Annotated in this window: 20 protein-coding genes; 11 read left to right on the forward strand and 9 right to left on the reverse strand. The window is 60.4% G+C overall.

Annotated elements, in window-relative coordinates; all coding sequences use genetic code 11:
* Window positions 1-20 precede the first annotated feature (20 nt).
* Window positions 21-281 carry a DUF1344 domain-containing protein gene (locus PH605_RS03030; RefSeq protein WP_003521088.1) on the forward strand — a complete coding sequence of 87 codons (261 nt, stop codon included), beginning with the start codon at window positions 21-23 and terminating at the stop codon, window positions 279-281.
* A 249-nt stretch (window positions 282-530) separates the two neighbouring features.
* On the opposite strand, the gene PH605_RS03035 is transcribed toward PH605_RS03030, so the two are convergent.
* The 4 genes from PH605_RS03035 to PH605_RS03050 all read right to left on the reverse strand — a co-directional run bounded on the left by PH605_RS03035 (window position 531) and on the right by PH605_RS03050 (window position 3,882).
* Entirely contained in the window at window positions 531-1,124 is a 594-nt protein-coding gene (locus PH605_RS03035; RefSeq protein WP_065654316.1) for a histidine phosphatase family protein, read from the reverse strand.
* 31 nt (window positions 1,125-1,155) lie between these two features.
* On the reverse strand, window positions 1,156-1,974 hold the full coding sequence (fabI, locus tag PH605_RS03040; RefSeq protein WP_003521090.1) for an enoyl-ACP reductase FabI: 819 nt from the start codon (window positions 1,972-1,974) through the stop codon (window positions 1,156-1,158).
* A 131-nt stretch (window positions 1,975-2,105) separates the two neighbouring features.
* Window positions 2,106-3,221: a DnaJ C-terminal domain-containing protein gene (locus tag PH605_RS03045; RefSeq protein ID WP_142843957.1), complete on the reverse strand. Its 1,116-nt coding sequence runs from the start codon at window positions 3,219-3,221 to the stop codon at window positions 2,106-2,108.
* 211 nt (window positions 3,222-3,432) lie between these two features.
* Entirely contained in the window at window positions 3,433-3,882 is a 450-nt protein-coding gene (locus PH605_RS03050; RefSeq protein WP_065654315.1) for an RT0821/Lpp0805 family surface protein, read from the reverse strand.
* Window positions 3,883-3,938: 56 nt separating this feature from the next.
* Between PH605_RS03050 and pdxH the strand changes: the two genes are divergently transcribed.
* Window positions 3,939-4,559 carry a pyridoxamine 5'-phosphate oxidase gene (pdxH, locus tag PH605_RS03055; RefSeq protein ID WP_080852561.1) on the forward strand — a complete coding sequence of 207 codons (621 nt, stop codon included), beginning with the start codon at window positions 3,939-3,941 and terminating at the stop codon, window positions 4,557-4,559.
* A 30-nt stretch (window positions 4,560-4,589) separates the two neighbouring features.
* Here pdxH and PH605_RS03060 read toward each other — a convergent pair whose 3' ends face one another.
* Entirely contained in the window at window positions 4,590-5,369 is a 780-nt protein-coding gene (locus tag PH605_RS03060) for a sulfite exporter TauE/SafE family protein (protein ID WP_161987661.1), read from the reverse strand.
* A 154-nt stretch (window positions 5,370-5,523) separates the two neighbouring features.
* On the opposite strand from PH605_RS03060, the gene PH605_RS03065 reads away from it, so the two are divergent.
* Window positions 5,524-5,832 (forward strand): MazG nucleotide pyrophosphohydrolase domain-containing protein, encoded by a 309-nt coding sequence (locus tag PH605_RS03065; protein ID WP_065654313.1) that lies wholly within the window; start codon window positions 5,524-5,526, stop codon window positions 5,830-5,832.
* On the opposite strand, the gene PH605_RS03070 is transcribed toward PH605_RS03065, so the two are convergent.
* The 4 genes from PH605_RS03070 to PH605_RS03085 all read right to left on the reverse strand — a co-directional run bounded on the left by PH605_RS03070 (window position 5,821) and on the right by PH605_RS03085 (window position 9,536).
* Window positions 5,821-6,495, reverse strand: a complete 675-nt coding sequence (locus PH605_RS03070) for an HAD family hydrolase (RefSeq protein ID WP_065654312.1) — start codon at window positions 6,493-6,495, stop codon at window positions 5,821-5,823. The two genes, PH605_RS03065 and PH605_RS03070, sit on opposite strands and share 12 nt — an antisense overlap.
* A gap of 3 nt (window positions 6,496-6,498) precedes the next feature.
* Entirely contained in the window at window positions 6,499-6,936 is a 438-nt protein-coding gene (locus tag PH605_RS03075; protein WP_003521098.1) for a bleomycin resistance protein, read from the reverse strand.
* Window positions 6,937-7,138: 202 nt separating this feature from the next.
* Window positions 7,139-8,554 carry a metalloprotease TldD gene (tldD, locus tag PH605_RS03080; protein WP_142843956.1) on the reverse strand — a complete coding sequence of 472 codons (1,416 nt, stop codon included), beginning with the start codon at window positions 8,552-8,554 and terminating at the stop codon, window positions 7,139-7,141.
* A 457-nt stretch (window positions 8,555-9,011) separates the two neighbouring features.
* Window positions 9,012-9,536 (reverse strand): invasion associated locus B family protein, encoded by a 525-nt coding sequence (locus PH605_RS03085; protein WP_003521101.1) that lies wholly within the window; start codon window positions 9,534-9,536, stop codon window positions 9,012-9,014.
* 443 nt (window positions 9,537-9,979) lie between these two features.
* Here PH605_RS03085 and coxB point away from each other — a divergent pair, with 443 nt between their 5' ends.
* The 8 genes from coxB to PH605_RS03125 all read left to right on the forward strand — a co-directional run bounded on the left by coxB (window position 9,980) and on the right by PH605_RS03125 (window position 17,037).
* Window positions 9,980-10,843, forward strand: coding sequence for a cytochrome c oxidase subunit II (gene coxB, locus PH605_RS03090; RefSeq protein ID WP_003521102.1), 864 nt, complete (start codon window positions 9,980-9,982; stop codon window positions 10,841-10,843).
* A gap of 16 nt (window positions 10,844-10,859) precedes the next feature.
* The gene (gene ctaD / locus PH605_RS03095; protein ID WP_003521103.1) at window positions 10,860-12,560 is read left to right on the forward strand and encodes a cytochrome c oxidase subunit I; all 1,701 of its coding nucleotides are present in this window, start codon (window positions 10,860-10,862) and stop codon (window positions 12,558-12,560) included.
* Window positions 12,561-12,945: 385 nt separating this feature from the next.
* The gene (gene cyoE, locus PH605_RS03100; protein ID WP_003521104.1) at window positions 12,946-13,899 is read left to right on the forward strand and encodes a heme o synthase; all 954 of its coding nucleotides are present in this window, start codon (window positions 12,946-12,948) and stop codon (window positions 13,897-13,899) included.
* Window positions 13,899-14,030, forward strand: a complete 132-nt coding sequence (locus PH605_RS03105; RefSeq protein WP_003521105.1) for a hypothetical protein — start codon at window positions 13,899-13,901, stop codon at window positions 14,028-14,030. The genes cyoE and PH605_RS03105 overlap by 1 nt, the downstream gene beginning before the upstream one ends.
* Before the next feature lie 29 nt (window positions 14,031-14,059).
* Window positions 14,060-14,677 (forward strand): cytochrome c oxidase assembly protein, encoded by a 618-nt coding sequence (locus PH605_RS03110; RefSeq protein ID WP_003521106.1) that lies wholly within the window; start codon window positions 14,060-14,062, stop codon window positions 14,675-14,677.
* Window positions 14,678-14,738: 61 nt separating this feature from the next.
* Window positions 14,739-15,614, forward strand: a complete 876-nt coding sequence (locus PH605_RS03115) for a cytochrome c oxidase subunit 3 (protein WP_003521107.1) — start codon at window positions 14,739-14,741, stop codon at window positions 15,612-15,614.
* A 291-nt stretch (window positions 15,615-15,905) separates the two neighbouring features.
* Complete coding sequence (locus tag PH605_RS03120) at window positions 15,906-16,292, forward strand: DUF983 domain-containing protein (protein WP_003521108.1); 387 nt, start codon at window positions 15,906-15,908, stop codon at window positions 16,290-16,292.
* 10 nt (window positions 16,293-16,302) lie between these two features.
* Complete coding sequence (locus PH605_RS03125; RefSeq protein WP_142844247.1) at window positions 16,303-17,037, forward strand: SURF1 family protein; 735 nt, start codon at window positions 16,303-16,305, stop codon at window positions 17,035-17,037.
* The last annotated feature ends 63 nt before the right edge of the window (window positions 17,038-17,100 follow it).

Here is a 17,100-nt window from a genome sequence, read left to right on the forward strand (position 1 = left end):
AATCCACGAAAGCTAGATCGATGCGTATGATGATTGCCGCCCTTCTGGCCACCGCCAACCTCCTGATGCCCATCAACGGCTACGCCCAGAGCGTCGACGTGGAAGGCACGATCAGCAAGATCGATGCCAATGGGCTGAGCATTACGCTCAACGACGGCAAGACCTATCGCGTGCCGGAAGAGTTCAATTTCGAAGGTCTGAAAGCGGGCGTGAAGGTCGTGGTTTTCTACACGGAAGTGGATGGGAAACGCGTGGTCGACGATCTTCAGGTCGTGCAGTAAGCACCAGCCCCTCACGCCAAAACCTCCGTTGTGAAACGAGCGGATGCCTCTTGTTTCTTCCCCGTCGGGGAGAAGTCCGCGGCAGCGGGATGAGGGGGCAAGGGTGCGGTCTATAGCTATAGTTGCCCCCTCATCCGACCCTTCGGGCCACCTTCTCCCCGACGGGGAGAAGAAATACGCGGCGGCCTTTGCGCCAAATATACGGGCTGCTCGAGTAGGACGATGCAGAGGGTTATGCCCCGTGATCTCTCACCAAATCCACTCCGCACTATTCCTGTCGATCTCGACCTTCAAAATCCGGTCCTGCGGAATTTGCGTCCTTGACGCCTCGTCCTTGTCCATGCCGGAGACCAGCCGGAAGATCGAGCGGATGACGCCGCCATGGCAGACGCATATCGTCGGAACCTCGACGGAGGAAAGCCATGCGCCGATGCGCCAGGAGAGGATTTCATAGCTTTCGGCATCCTGGCCGGGGGGAATGAAATCCCATTTGTTGGCCTTGCGCGCCTTCACCCGGTCCGGGAACTCTTTTTTCAGCTCCGGCAGGGTTTGCCCTTCCCAGTCGCCGAAGGAAACTTCGATCAGGCGATCGTCGGTACGATAGGCCTTGGGATCGAGGCCCATCGCGCCGCGCATCAGTTCCATGGTCTCGCGCGTGCGCCCGAGCGGGCTCGCCACATAGTCGAAATCCGTGGCCTGTTCTCCCAGCAGCTGCGCAAGCAGTTTGCCGTTACCGACCGCCTGCTGGCGGCCGAAATCGTTGAGCGGAATGTCTTTCTGGCCCTGAAGCCGGCGTATCGCATTCCAGTCCGTTTGTCCGTGCCGGATCACATAGACGAGCAAGGCGATACCCCGTTCTTCACACTTTTCAGGCTTAGTCCTTCACCACCGAAATGTCAGGCGCATCCACCGCCTTCATGCCGATGGTGTGGTAACCGGAATCGACATGGTGGATTTCGCCGGTCACGCCGGTCGAAAGGTCGGACAGCAGGTAAAGCGCCGACTTGCCGACTTCCTCGATGGAAACGGTGCGCTTCAGCGGCGCATTATATTCGTTCCACTTCAGAATATAGCGGAAGTCGCCGATGCCGGAAGCTGCAAGCGTCTTGATCGGGCCGGCGGAAACGGCGTTGACGCGGATGCCGCGATTGCCGAGGTCGACGGCGAGATAACGCACGCTGGCCTCGAGAGCAGCCTTGGCCACGCCCATGACGTTGTAGTTCGGCATGACCTTTTCCGCGCCGTAATAGGTCAGCGTGATGATCGAGCCGCCGTCATTCATGACCGGCTCGGCGCGCTTGGCAACGGCGGCCAGCGAGAAGACGGAAATGTCCATGGTGCGGTTGAAATTGTCGCGGCTGGTATCGAGGTAACGGCCGGTCAGCTCATCCTTGTCGGAAAAGGCGATGGCGTGCACGACGAAGTCGATCTTGCCCCAGTGCTTTTCCAGCCCGGCAAAAACCGCATCGATCGTCTCGAGATCGGTCACATCGCAGTGACCGGCCATGAAGGCGCCCAGTTCCTGCGCCAGCGGCTCGACACGCTTCTTCAGCGCGTCGCCCTGCCAGGTCAGCGCAACTTCCGCGCCCGCGTCGGCACAGGCCTTGGCGATGCCCCAAGCGATGGAACGATTATTGGCGACACCCATGATGAGGCCGCGTTTGCCAGCCATGAGGCCGGATGCCTGAGCCATTTTATGCTCCCTAGTACTTTTGATCGGTCCTGCCTATGGCATAGGCTGCAATCCTGTTCAAGATTGCCAAAGATCATCAACTGTTAGGGAGCGTAACAAAGGGTGCGTTGTCCCGGCTATTCGCAAAACTTTCACAAATAAAGGCCTTCGCGCATGTGCCGCATCAGGTCGGTCACCTTTTCGTCCGGCTTTTCCAAGAGAACGATGCGCAATTCGATGACGAGATCGCCCTGTCCGCCCTTGCCGTCGGCGAGCCCCTTGCCGGTAAGCCTCAGCACACGGTCGGAGCCGGACCAGGCCGGAATGGTGATGTTTTCCTCACCGAGCGGAGTCCTGACTTTCGTTTCACACCCCAGAACCGCATCGCTGAGCGAGATCGGCAGCGTCGTGTGAATATCGAAGCCACGAAGGGAAAACGCGTCGTCACGGGCGGTCAGCAATGTCACGGCAAGGTCGCCGCGCGCCATGTTGGGTAGCTTCAGCCCCTGTCCCTTCAGCCGGACCACGTGTCCGTCGCTCATGCCGGCTTCGAGCTGGAAACGAACCTCGCGTTCGTCGGCAAGCGACACGGTAATCCACTTGTGTTCCAGCAGATCGGCGACCGTGACGGTGGCCTCCGCAGTGATGTCCGGCGCTTTTTCGGCAGCCGGCTGCGGCGTGCGGAAACGGCGCACCAGAGCGCTGAAAAGATTGGCGGCGAGCGATGCGGGCGCTGTCCTGTCATCGCCGGCGCCGGGCTGCGCGGTCTCGCCGGCACCCGGCATATCGCTTTTTGCGGGGCCCGCGGCAGCCTTTGCCGCTTCCGCCGCCTGCTGCACCTTGGGATCGTTTTGTGCTTCCGCGCCAAAAATCCGTTCGACGATATCTTCGGCGGTTTCCGCCTTGGCGTCGGTTTTCTGGCCGGTCTGCGCCCGGTTGCGGGCGTCGGCGCGGGCCAGTTCCTCCATCAGCTTTTCGGCGGCCTTGGCGCGCTCGGCAGCCTCGCGCGCGGCTTCCCGCTGCTGCATGATGGTTTCGCCGCGCTGCTTCTTTTCGGCTGCCCTGCGGGCCTGATCGTAGAGATCGCGCTTTTTCGGGTCTTTGAGAAGATCATAGGCCTGCCCGATCTCGGCGAATCGCGCCGAGGCGTCGGGATCGTCGCGATTGGCGTCCGGATGGACGGTTTTCGCCTTCGTGCGCCAGGCGGCCTTGATTTCCTCGTGGCGGGCGTCACGTTTTACGCCGAGGATCGAATATGGATCGCGCATGCGAAACACCAGTTACGTTGGCTCAGGCGCTGCCGCCCTTCATGGCGCAATCCTGAAACTAACCCCTCCGAAAAGGGATGCCTGCGATCATTCGCCTGCACGCCCTCGGTTTAATCAACGTCGACTGTTGCAATAAGTTGCTAATCACTCCTTTACGGAGGAAGCGCGCCGCACCCGGGCCGGCTCTATTCCATATTTAAGGGTAAACAGATTATTTCTGCTCGAAGCGGGTCAGCAGCCATTCGCCGGTTTCCGAGAGGCAGGCCTGTCCCGCATAGCTCGCAACGCCCTCGAAGGAGTGTCGCGTCGTCCTGAAATCGCGGCAGACGAAGCCGCTGGATTTGTCTTCGTGAATGGCGGTGACGACGCCGGCGCTGCCGGTGGCGGCATTGGCCCAGGGCAGCGGCTGGTCGGCGAGCTTGGCGAGATCGGCCGACGTTACCGCATTGCGGATCGTCGCATCGTCCGTCTGCGGCGCATTGTTCGGCTGGTTGGGAATGGAGGCCGTGGAAAGCGAGCGGTCGACCTTGTCGCCGCCGAACAGGTCGAGGCTGACGCAGCCGCTCAGCACCACAAGCATTGACACGACGGCGGAAACTTCCGCTACCGACGAAAGGAGGCTCTTTGTTCGACTGTTCGACTTTGCTATGACGGTCACCATCTTTCACCAGAGATCATCTCTGGGGTCCAAATCAGCTCGGGAGCATTTTAGTCAATATGTCGGAAACGGGGTTAACATCCAGTGACTTCACGGAAGAAAATGAACCGTTCACGCTTTTTGCCGAATGGCTGAAGGATGCGACGGCTTCCGAAATCAACGATCCGAATGCGGTAGCGCTTGCCACCGTGGACGAAAATGGCCTGCCGAATGTGCGCATGGTGCTGCTGAAAGGCGTCGACGACCGCGGCTTTGTTTTCTACACGAATTTCGAAAGCCAGAAGGGCCAGGAGATCCTCGGCCAGAAAAAAGCGGCCATGTGTTTCCACTGGAAAAGCCTGCGGCGACAGGTGCGCCTGCGCGGCGAGGTGGAGATCGTGAGCGACGAAGAGGCGGATGCCTATTACGCCTCGCGCCCGCGCGGCAGCCGCATCGGCGCCTGGGCTTCCAAGCAGTCACGTCCTCTCGAAGGCCGTTTCGCACTGGAAAAGGCCGTGGCGGAATATACCGCCAGATATGCCATCGGCGATATTCCGCGCCCGTCCTACTGGTCCGGCTTCCGCATCCGGCCGCTCAGCATCGAATTCTGGCACGACCGCAAGTTCCGCCTGCATGACCGCATCGAATTCCGCCGCGAGACGCCTGACGGTGCATGGTCCAAGGTCCGCATGTATCCCTAAGGGCGGTCGGGCAGGCCATTTTCGGCCTGCCTATTTCAGCAGCGAATCGAACAGCGGCAGGCCGATGACGGCGGAGATGGCGATCAGCCCATAGCAGATGCGCCGGAACGCCGCCTCGTCGGCAAGCCCGTGCAGTCGCGCGCCGGCATAAAGCCCGGCCCCGTAAAAGGGCAGGGCGAGCAGGAAAAAGACGAAGACATCGGCGGTGAACAGGCCGCTGACGAAATAGCTGCCGGTGGAGATCACGGTCGAGATCGCGAAATATAAAATGACATTGGCGCGCACGAAGGCGCCTTTGAGCGCGCCGCCGAGCCAATAGGCGACGACCGGTGGACCGCCCAGTTGCGCAGCACCCGAAAACAGCCCGGCCAGAAACCCGGTGAAGAGGGTCAGCGGCGTCTTCGGCCGGCCGCTGTAACGCCAGCCGGAAAGCAGAAACAACAGCAGCATCACGACGACGGCGGAGATGATCCAGCGCAGCGTCAGCGGATCGCCGTTGGAAAGCAGCATGGTTCCAAGCGGCACGCCGACAAAGGCGCCGGCCGCCATGATGAAGACTTCGCGCCGGTCCGCCATGCGCCATGCGGGCGGTATCATGCCGAGCGTCAGCACGGCGTCCACCACCAGCAGCACTGCCGAGGCGACACGCGGCCCGACGATGGCGCTTGCGAGCGGGATGAAGATGAGCGCCGCACCGAAACCGGAAAAGCCGCGGGCAAGGCCGGCGAGAAAGGCGGCGCCCGCAAACATGGCGAGCAGCGTCGGACTATGTGCGGTGATGAGGGACGAGAAAAAATCGAGGTTGGACATGGGCGATGGCACCATTGTTCGAATAGCTTTTCTCTATCCCGCTTGCATGTACATGTCGCGGAAATTTCAGTTCATGGCGGCGTGACGCCCTGACGGGTCGACGCCGTCAGAGAATCATGATTAGAGTTGTAGCGCATGAACAAAGGATGAACAAATGTTTGCTGACATGATGCCTCGGTTTGAAGAGGCCTCGCAAAAATATGCCGCTGAAAACGGAATATTCCGCGACCCGGACTGGTACATGCTGAAGCTTCAGGAAGAGGTTGGCGAGGTCACACAGGCCTGGAATCGGCTGACAGGACGGGGGCGCATTAAGGGCAGGAGCAAAGAGGAGATGAAGCGGGATCTGGCCGATGAAGCCGCCGATCTGCTCGGCCATGTGCTGTTGCTGGCCCATTATAACGGTCTCGATATTGAAGGTGCGATCGAGCGTAAGTGGCGCTTTACGCCGTCAAAACCCTGAAGACTCCAGCTTTTCCAACATGGCCGCCACCGCATGCAGGTCGTTTGCAACGGCAATGCACTTCTCCCGCATTTCCTCGGTCGGCGGCGCCACGTCCGGCACCATGATCGTCATCATGCCCGCCGATGTCGCCGAGCGCACGCCTGAGTACGAGTCTTCCAGCGCAAGGCAGCGGCCCGGATCGAGCGAAAGCCGTCGGGCTGCGGTGAGATAGGGCATGGGTGCGGGTTTCGGTTCGGTATAGTCGCCGCGTGCGACGATGGTGTCGAAACGTTTGAGAAGATCGTGCGGCCCGAGATGGCGCGTCACCGAATCGTGCCGCGACGAGGTGGCGATGGCGCGGCGGATATCGAGCCGGTCGAGCAGATCGAGAATGTCGATGACGCCCGGCTTCAGCGCCACGCCCTCCGCCATCATCATGCCAAGATGCCGGAGCCAGGCGTCGCGGAAGCTGTCGATGGGAAAATCCGCACCATAGTCGGCAAAGATGGTGCCGGTGATGACGTCCCACGGGCTGCCGCAGACCTTCTGATAGGTCTCGACCTTCATGCCATGGCCGCCTTCATCCGAGGCAGCCAGAAATGAATCGCGATAGAGCCTCTCGCTCTCGATCAGCAATCCGTCCATGTCGAAAACCACGGCCTGCGGAAGAAAAGGCAGCATGGCTTAACCGAACCGGAAGGGGCGTTCGCCGAGGCTCTCGAACGGGCGGATCAGATAACCGTCCGGATCGGCGACGATGAATTGCCGGTTGCCCACTTCGACCGTGCCGCGTCTGTACCATTTTTCCTCCAGCGGCATGACGAGGTCGATGGAGGATCGCTCCAGCCGGGAGAGAATGGGTTGCAGGGAGGGGACGGCAAGTTGCAGGTTCATGCCGCGGCCGAGCGGAAATTCGAGCGCGGCATTGTCCGTCACGAATGTCCGGGTCGCGCCGATCTGGTCGATCATCAGCTGGGCATCCCCCAGCGCCAGATAGGTGAAACCCTCCTCGGGGCGCTCATAGACCACATGAAAACCGATCAGGTCGCAATAAAAGGCGCGGCTTTTCTGCCAGTCGCTGACGGCGAGTTCAGGAACGAGGGCATTTCGTATGATGGTCATGGTCTCCTTTGCCGCGCAGGCCCGGGGTGGGAGGAGGGGCCTGCCATGAGGGATGATCTTACCGTCTTACCGGCCGCATGCCAGAGGAAACCTCATCATGGCAGCCATGTGCGGGGTTATGGGCTGACGGGATGGCGACGCTGCGGGTGAGGGCTGTCACGGCAGGTTCGACATTTCCCGCGGCCGCGCATGCGCCGCGGAACTAAGCCTTCGTACCGCCGACGGTGATCTGGTCCATGCGCAGATGCGGCTGGCCGACGCCGACCGGCACCCATTGTCCGGCCTTGCCGCAATTGCCGATGCCGGTATCGAGCTTGGAATCGTTGCCGATCATCGAGACGCGCTTCATCGCATCCGGCCCGTTGCCGATCAGCATCGCGCCCTTTACCGGCGCGCCGATCCTGCCGTTTTCGATGAGGTAGGCCTCGGTGCAGCCGAACACGAATTTGCCGGAGGTGATATCCACCTGGCCCCCGCCGAAGGAAACGGCATAGATGCCCTTCTTCACGGAGGCGATGATCTCTTCCGGCGTCTTGTCGCCCGACAGCATATAGGTATTGGTCATGCGCGGCATCGGCACATAGGCGTAGCCCTGCCGGCGGCCGTTGCCGGTGGGCCTGGCGCCCATCAGCCGGGCGTTCTGCCGGTCCTGCATGTAACCGACCAGCCTGCCGTTCTCGATCAGCACATTATAGCCGGAAGGCGTCCCTTCATCGTCTATCGTCAGCGAGCCGCGGCGGCTGTCGATGGTGCCGTCATCCACGACGGTCACGCCGGGGGCGGCAACCATTTCGCCCATCAGGCCGGCGAAGGCCGAGGTTTTCTTGCGGTTGAAATCGCCTTCCAGACCGTGGCCCACCGCCTCGTGCAGCATGACGCCCGGCCAGCCGGAACCGAGCACCACATCCATGGTGCCGGCCGGCGCATCGATGGCGGTGAGGTTGACGAGCGCCTGGCGCAGCGCTTCATCCGCACCGCGCTGCCAGTTTTCCGTGGTGATGAAATCGCTGAAGCCGACGCGGCCGCCAATGCCGTAGGAGCCGCTTTCCTGCCGGTCGCCTTCGCCGGCCACGACGGAAACATTGATGCGGGTCATCGGCCGGATATCGCTGACGCGATGGCCGTCGGCCCGCAGGATGTCCACCACCTGCCAGCTTGCCGAAATGGTCGCCGTCACCTGCCGGACCTTGTCGTCCTTGTCACGCAGATAGGCATCGATATCGGTGAGGAGCTTCACCTTTTCCTCGAAGCTCGGGCTGCCGATGGGGTTCTCGTCGCCATAAAGCTTCTTGTTGGTGCGCTGCGGTGCGGCGGCATAAGAGCCGGAATAACCCTTGGTCACCGCGCCCACTGCATCGGAAGCACGTTTCAGCGCACTTTGCGAAAGCTCACCCGCATGGGCATAGCCAACCGTCTCGCCTACGACGGCGCGCAGGCCGAAACCCTGATCGGTGTTGAAAGAACCGCCCTTCAGCCGGCCATTATCGAAAGTAAGCGATTCGGCCTGGGCATGTTCGATGAAAAGCTCGCCATCGTCAGCGCCGGCAAGCGCCTCGCCGACGAGCTTGCGCAATTGCGTTTCGTCGCAATCGAAGAGTTTTACAAGATCGTCGGTCATGGGAGGCTCCAAACTGAATAGTGTCCGGCAAGCATGTAGGATCGCGTGGCGCCGCTGGCAAGCCAAAGCGTACCGGGGTTTAGGTTAGCTTGAAGATAAGATGCACCACAACGAAAGCAGCAATGCAGATCCACAGTTGATGGAGGAGCATCGGGAATGCCAGCCGTGACCAATGATTGCTGGAGTCAGGCGCTAGGCGCTGCCAGTGAAAATAGGCAAGCTGGTTGCCGGACACGACCGTTAGGGCAAGCTCGATGCTTTGCCAATCATGTGGAGATCGGAAAAATATCCCGTTCTTGCGAGCATAAGCCGCCATAAATGCAATTGCGGCATAACATATGGCAACGCCGCAGATGAATTGCAAGCTTGGCGATCTTTTGTCTCTCATGCTTTTCAGTAATGACTAAAACTATACTCTCAAGATATAGTTATCAGCTGAAAAAGCAAGGCGTTCTACTCAGGGAAGCGCGTCATATCCCTCGGCAAAGCCGGAAAGCTCGATCGGAATACCCACGCGATCCTGATCCACGGCTTCGCGCAGTGCGAAAACGGCATTCTTGCCAGCGCGCAGAACCTTCAGCAACTCGTCGTCGATATCCACTTCCACATAGCAGCCTTCGGAGAAGCAGCGGGTGAAATAGGCGCGGCCGATATTATTATTGTCGATATAAAGCTCCATGCCATCCTTCAAAAGCACGCCAAGCGGTGCGAGGATGCGCAGGATGCGCGACTTGCGGTCGGCCGTCTTCAGCACCACCACCGAAAGCCCAACTTCCGGGCGGTCATCGGCGATCACGTTCTGCATCAGCGCGCATTGTTCTTCGGACGCGCCCGCCGGCTTGTCGCAGATGACAGACCATGCTCCGTGCGTCGACTTCGGCGTGCCGGGCGGCTGCTGTTGCGCCAGCGCCGCAGCGGCAGGAGCGATGATGGCAAGACCGGCGGCGGCAAGAAAAGTGCGCGCGAGCGGGGAAAGACGCATGGATACCTCTGGGATTCGAATCAGTGCGGCTATTTTGACGCCATAATCCGGAAAAAAAAGCCTCAGGCCTTCAATTCCAGCGGAGTTGGGCGGAAATAGGACCTGTCTTGCGGGATGGGCGTGTGATTTGCCCGGCGCGACATTCATTATCCGGCGATGAAACTGGCGGCAAAACCGGCTGTGAGAAGGGGCTTTGTCGCATTTGGGCTGTTTGAAACCGCGTTCGGCCGGTCCGGTGAGGCGTGGGGTGAGAGAAAGTCGCCGTGGATTGACCAATGGCAAAATTGGGGCGCATCCGTGTCCCGACGCATATTGCGGCAGAGGACAAACTGTGGTTTGAAGTTAGTACCATAAGCATGGATTCTGCGTCTGTGATTGATCTAGATCAGACGCGTGAGGGAGAGGGTACCGTGACGAATAGGATTTACGCAGCACTGGCGGGGATGACCTGTCTGCTCACGGCTGTCGGCGCCCACGCCGATCAGCCGGTGCATTGGCAAATGGGCATGCAGGAGGCCGCCACGCCGATCATGCACGAAATACGCTGGTTTGAACAATATACGCTCTGGTTCATTGTTCCGGTTACGCTTTTCGTTCTTGCGCTGCTCATCGTCGTCGCCCTGAAATTCCGCGCCGCGAAAAATCCGGTGGCTTCCAAGACCAGCCATAACACGGCGATCGAGGTGGTCTGGACGCTGGCGCCGGTTCTCATTCTTCTGTTCCTTGCTTTCCCGTCGTTCAATCTCTTGAACGCGCAGCTCACGCAGCCGGAAAACCCCGACGTGACGCTGAAGGCGACCGCCACGCAATGGCTGTGGAGCTATGAATATACGGCCGCCGAAGGCGCCGAGCCGGTTTCATTCGACAGCTACATGCTGAAGGACCAGGATCGCGCCGCCGCGGGCAAGGAAGACAGGGCCCGCTATCCGCGTCTTCTGGCGGTAGACAATGAAATGGTCGTTCCGGTCGGCAAGACCGTTCGCCTGCTCGTCACCGCCGCACCGACGGATGTGATCCATTCCTTCGCCATGCCGGCTTTCGGCGTCAAGATCGACGCCGTTCCCGGCCGCCTGAACGAAACCTGGTTCAAGGCGGAAAAAGAGGGCCTTTATTACGGTCAGTGTTCCGAGCTTTGCGGCAAGGACCATGCCTTCATGCCAATCGCCATTCGGGTGGTTTCCGAACAGCAGTACAACACCTGGCTCACCGCCGCCGCTTCTGACCTGAGCGGCGCGAACCGGGCGCTGATGGCCTCTGTCGATGGCGCTCCGCGCACCGTCGACGTTGCCGCCAACGAAACCAACTGACTCTGGAGTGAGGACAATGGCTGGACCTTCCGCACACGACGATCATCACTCGCATGGTCATTCCGCACATGACGATCATTCGCATGATGCGCATCATTCCCATACGCCGGGCTTCTTCGCCCGCTGGTTCCTGTCGACCAACCACAAGGACATCGGCACTCTCTATCTGATCTTCGCGATCATCGCCGGCATCGTCGGCGGCGGGCTTTCCGTCGTCATGCGCATGGAGCTGCAGGAGCCGGGCATCCAGATTTTCCACGGTCTGGCGTCCATGGTTTACGGCTTCGAGGGTGACGCCGCCATCGATGGCGGCAAGCACATGTTCAACGTGTTCACCACCGCGCACGCGCTGATCATGATCTTCTTCATGGTCATGCCGGCGCTGATCGGCGGTTTCGCCAACTGGATGATCCCGATCATGATCGGCGCTCCGGACATGGCTTTCCCGCGCCTGAACAACATTTCCTTCTGGCTGATCGTTCCGGCTTTCATCCTTCTCATTCTCTCGCTCTTCGTCGAGGGCCCTGCGGGCGCCTACGGTGTCGGTGGCGGCTGGACCATGTATCCGCCTCTATCGACCAGCGGCATGCCGGGACCGGCGGTGGATCTGGCGATCTTCGCGCTGCACGTTTCGGGCGCGTCGTCGATCCTCGGTGCGATCAACTTCATCACCACCATCCTCAACATGCGCGCTCCGGGCATGACGCTGCACAAGATGCCGCTCTTCGCCTGGTCGGTCCTCGTCACCGCGTTCCTGCTGCTGCTTTCGCTGCCGGTTCTGGCAGGCGGCATCACCATGCTTCTGACCGACCGCAACTTCGGCACGGCATTCTTCTCGCCGGAAGGCGGCGGTGACCCGATCCTTTACCAGCACCTGTTCTGGTTCTTCGGCCATCCGGAAGTCTACATCCTGATCCTGCCGGGCTTCGGCATCATCAGCCACATCGTCTCCACCTTCTCCAAGAAGCCGGTCTTCGGTTACCTCGGCATGGCCTACGCCATGGTCGCCATCGGCGCCGTCGGCTTCATCGTCTGGGCCCACCACATGTACACGGTCGGCCTGTCGCTCGAAGCGCAGCGTTATTTCGTCTTCGCCACCATGGTCATAGCGGTGCCGACGGGTATCAAGATCTTCTCGTGGATTGCGACCATGTGGGGCGGTTCGCTGACCTTCTCGACCCCGATGGTCTGGGCGATCGGCTTCATCTTCCTGTTCACGGTCGGCGGCGTCACCGGCGTCCAGCTCGCCAATGCCGGTCTCGACCGTTCGCTGCACGATACCTATTACGTGGTGGCGCACTTCCACTACGTTCTGTCGCTCGGCGCGGTCTTCGCGATCTTTGCCGGCTGGTATTACTGGTTCCCGAAGATCACCGGCTACATGTACAGCGAGTTCCTCGGCAAGCTGCATTTCTGGGTCATGTTCGTGGGCGTGAACCTCGTGTTCTTCCCGCAGCACTTCCTCGGTCTTGCGGGCATGCCGCGCCGCTACATCGATTATCCCGATGCCTATGCCGGCTGGAACATGGTATCCTCCTACGGTTCCTACATCTCGGCCGTCGGCGTGCTGATCTTCCTCTTCTGCGTCTGGGAAGCCTTCGCAAAGAAGCGGATCGCCGGCAACAACCCCTGGGGTGAAGGTGCGACGACGCTCGAATGGCAGCTGTCTTCGCCGCCGCCCTACCACCAGTGGGAACAGCTGCCGCGCATTCGTTGATGCGCGGGCCGGAAGGAGCGGGCAGGGCCTGCGAATTCCCGGCGCTGAAAATGAGGGACGGCGCGGTTCGGTCCGTGCCGTTTCCCGAACGGGCAGTCTCTCCTGCCGCGTGACATTTTGTCCAAGCGATGCCTGCCGTCCGACGTGATACATGCCCCGGACGTGATAAATGCCAAATCTGGCCTTTATGAAATGCAAGCGCAGACGAATGGCGGCAGCGTGCGGCGAAAAGCCGGAAAATGGCATCGGTTTTCCCCGGCGCCGCTCATGCCAGGACGTTCGGGACCCATGAATTGACGCATCGCGCATGCCGGAAATCACATTTTTTTCGGGCCGGTGCAGGGGACGTCGCTTCACGCGGCGTTCGAAGGAAACAGGACAGGAAATGAGCATTATCGACAATCGCGACATGCTGGGCGTGAAGGGCTCCGAACTTTCGGAAGCCGGCGCGCGCGATTATTTCGAATTGCTGAAGCCGCGCGTCATGTCGCTCGTCGTCTTCACGGCCTTTGCGGGTCTCGTGCTGGCGCCGGGTGAAATCAACCCGGTGCTCGGCATCATCGCCATTCTCTGCATCGCCGTTGGCGCGGGCGCATCCGGTGCGCTCAACATGTGGTACGATGCCGATATCGACGCTGTGATGAGCCGCACCGCCCGGCGGCCGATCCCGTCCGGCCGCATCGCGCCGCGCGAGGCGCTGGCCTTCGGGCTGACGCTGTCGGCCTTTTCGGTGGTCATTCTCGGCCTTGCGGTCAACTGGTTCTCCGCCGGCCTGCTCGCCTTCACCATCTTCTTTTACGCCGTCATCTATACGATGTGGCTGAAACGCTCGACGCCGCAGAACATCGTCATCGGCGGCGCGGCCGGCGCTTTCCCGCCCATGCTCGGCTGGGCCTGCGTCACCGGCGGCGTTTCGCTGGACAGCATCATCCTGTTCCTCATCATCTTCCTGTGGACACCGGCGCATTTCTGGGCGCTGGCGCTGTTCAAGATGCGCGATTACGGCGCCGTCGGCATTCCCATGATGCCGAACGTGGTCGGCGAACGCTCCACCAAGAACCAGATGATCGTTTATGCGGTGCTGACGGCGGCCGCGGCCGTTGCGCCTTATTTCACCGGCCTTGCGAGCGCCGGTTACGGCATTTTCGCCGCCGTTCTGAGCGCGATCTTCGTTTACTGTTCGCTCGATGTCCGGCGCATGCCTGAGGGCGACGAGAAGATGCTGCCGGCCAAGAAGATGTTCGCCTATTCGGTGCTTTACCTTTTTGCGATTTTCTCCGGCCTTCTGGCCGATCATTTCGCGCCGGCCCTGAAGGCCGTCATGTCGGGAGTCCTGTGATGGAAACGGTGGAACTGAGCGCGGCGCAGAAAAAATCGAGACGTGGGCGAAACATCGCGCTCGGCGTCCTGCTCGCCGGCCTGGTGGTGCTGTTCTACATCATCACCATCATCAAGATCGGCTCGCACTGACGGGCTGATTGAGGGGAGAGGAGGAGGAGATGGCGAATATGGAAGCGCAGACGGCAGGCACCGGCAGGCAGCGGGTGAGCAATCGCTCCATCCTCGTGCTTTGTCTGGTGTTTTTCTGCGCCATGATCGGCATGGCCTATGCCGCCGTACCGCTTTATACGCTGTTCTGCCGTGTCACCGGCTATAACGGCACCACCCAGCGCGTCGAGCAATATTCCGACGTCATCCTCGACAAGACCATCAACGTCACCTTCGACGCCAATACGTCGAACGGCCTCAACTGGGATTTCCAGCCGGTCGACAAAAAGGTCACGCCGAAGATCGGCGAAACGGTGCAGGTGACGTTCAAGGCGACGAACCGTTCACCCGTGGCGACCACGGGCACGGCGGTCTTCAACGTCACGCCGATGGAAGCCGGCGCCTATTTCAACAAGGTGGAGTGCTTCTGCTTCACTGAAACGACGCTGCAGCCGGGTGAAACGCTGGAGATGCCGGTGGTGTTCTTCGTCGATCCTGACATCGCCACGGCGCGCGAGACCAAGAGCATTCATACTTTAACGCTGTCCTATACGTTTTATCCGGCCAAAACCGAAAAACCGGTTGCGTCCTTGCCGGTAAAGACTTCATCTGGCGAAAGCAAATTGTGAGAGGAGATCTGGCCTTTTATCGAAGGCCGGATCAGGGAAGAGACATTCGGGGATTGTCGCAATGGCAGATACGCATCAGAAGAACCACGACTACCACATTATCGATCCAAGCCCCTGGCCGCTTCTGGCCTCGATCGGCGCCTTCATCCTGACCTTCGGTGGCGTCTGTTACATGCGTTACCTGTCGGGCGGCTCCTTCAAGCTATTCGGCGCGGAACTGGCCAATCCCTGGCTGTTCTATATCGGCCTCGTCATCGTGCTTTACACCATGTACGCATGGTGGTCCGACACGATCAAGGAAGCCCATGAGGGCAACCACACCCGCGTCGTCTCGCTTCACCTGCGTTACGGCATGATCATGTTCATCGCCTCGGAGGTGATGTTCTTCGTGGCGTGGTTCTGGGCCTATTTCGATGCCAGCCTCTTCCCGCACGAAGCCATTCAGGCGTCGCGCCTCGAATATACCGGCGGGCAATGGCCGCCCAAGGGCATCGAGGTGATCGATCCCTGGCACCTGCCGCTCTACAACACCGTCATCCTGCTTCTGTCGGGCACCTGCGTCACCTGGGCGCACCATGCCCTTCTGCATAATGACCGCAAGGGCCTGATCACCGGTCTGTTGCTCACCGTCGCGCTCGGCGTCCTGTTCTCCACCGTGCAGGTTTACGAATACATGCACGCGCCGTTCGACTTCAAGAATTCGATCTACGGCGCGACCTTCTTCATGGCCACCGGTTTTCACGGCTTCCACGTCTTCGTCGGCACGGTCTTCCTGCTGGTCTGCCTTTTCCGCGCCGTTGGCGGCGGTTTCACGCCCAAGCAGCATTTCGGTTTCGAAGCGGCTGCCTGGTACTGGCACTTCGTTGACGTCGTCTGGCTGTTCCTGTTCTTCGCCATCTATATCTGGGGTGGCTGGGGCGCGCCGCTGCACGGCTGATTGCGTCGGATAGAGGACTGGGTCCGCAGCAAGGCATCCTGTGGAGCGAGCAGGTGCCACGTGTTTCTTCTCCCCGCCGGGGAGAAGTCCGCGGCAGCGGGATGAGGGGGCTACGGTAGAGATATTCGGAGAGCTAGCCCCCTCATCCGACCCTTCGGGCCACCTTCTCCCCGGCGGGGAGAAGAAACAAGCAGCAAAGCCGAGCGACAGATGACTGCCTTGGTTTAGAAGCACGCTTCCAACAGGCTCGCTGTCGTCCTCGGGCTTTGGGCAACTTCGCGGGAGGTCGTCATGTCTGAACCATCAAACGGCAATTTCGCGCCGGTCGATCCCATCAAGGTGGGCTTGAAAGGCTGCTGCCCGCGTTGCGGCAACGGACGGCTGTTCGACGGCTTTCTGACCATAAAACCCGCCTGCAGCGCCTGCGGACTGGATTACGGTTTTGCCGATGCGGGCGATGGCCCGGCGGTTTTCGTCATGCTGATCGTCGGTTTTCTGGTCGTCGGGCTGGCGCTCTGGTTCGATCAGCGTTTTGCGCCGCCGGTCTGGGTGCATGTCATGCTGTGGTTGCCGTTTACGGTGATTGTCTCCCTTGTGCTGCTGCGCAAGCTGAAAGGTATCATGATTGCGCTGCAATACCGCAACAATGCAAGCGAAGGCAGGCTTGATCGTGAATGACGTTTCCCACATGAAGGCGGCGCAAAGGCGGGTCTGGTTCGCCGCGCCGCTGGTGCTGCTGGCGCTTGCCATTCTTCTCGGGCTCGGCACCTGGCAGGTGAAGCGTCTCTACTGGAAAGAAGCGCTGATTGCCGATATCGAGGAGCGGCGGAGCGCGAGCCCGGTGCCGCTCTCCGACATAGAGGCGATCGCGAAAAGCGGCGGCGATATCGAATACCGCACGGTCAGCCTTTCCGGCACCTTCGATCATGCCCGCGAGCGGCATTTCTTCGCCACCCATCAGGGGCAAACCGGCTACTACATCTATACGCCGCTGACGCTCGCCGATGGCCGCATTCTTTTCGTCAATCGCGGTTTCGTGCCCTTCGAGATGAAGGAACCAGCCAAACGGCCCGACGGGCAGGTTGCCGGCGAGGTGACGATCACCGGCCTTTCGCGCGCGCCGCTGGTTGCGAAACCGTCCTCGCTGCTGCCTGATAACGATATCGCCAAGAACATCTTCTACTGGAAGGATCTGGCGGCCATGGCCTCCAGCGCCGATATCCCGCCCGACCGGCTGGTCCACCTCTTCGTGGATGCTGACACCGCGCCTAACCCGGGCGGCTGGCCGCAGGGTGGCGTGACGCTGATAGATTTGCCCAACAATCACCTGCAATATGCGATAACGTGGTATGGGTTGGCGGCGGCCCTTGTCATCGTCGCCGGTTTTGCCTATTTCCGGAACGGTAAGGCGCAGGGTGAATAAAGCACAGCCCGTCCGGTAAGGCAGCTTGTCGGGCAAGGCCATGAAGCACGGCCCAAGGAGCAG

This window comes from Agrobacterium sp. CFBP 3001 (assembly GCF_027871605.1).
Taxonomy (GTDB): domain Bacteria; phylum Pseudomonadota; class Alphaproteobacteria; order Rhizobiales; family Rhizobiaceae; genus Agrobacterium; species Agrobacterium leguminum.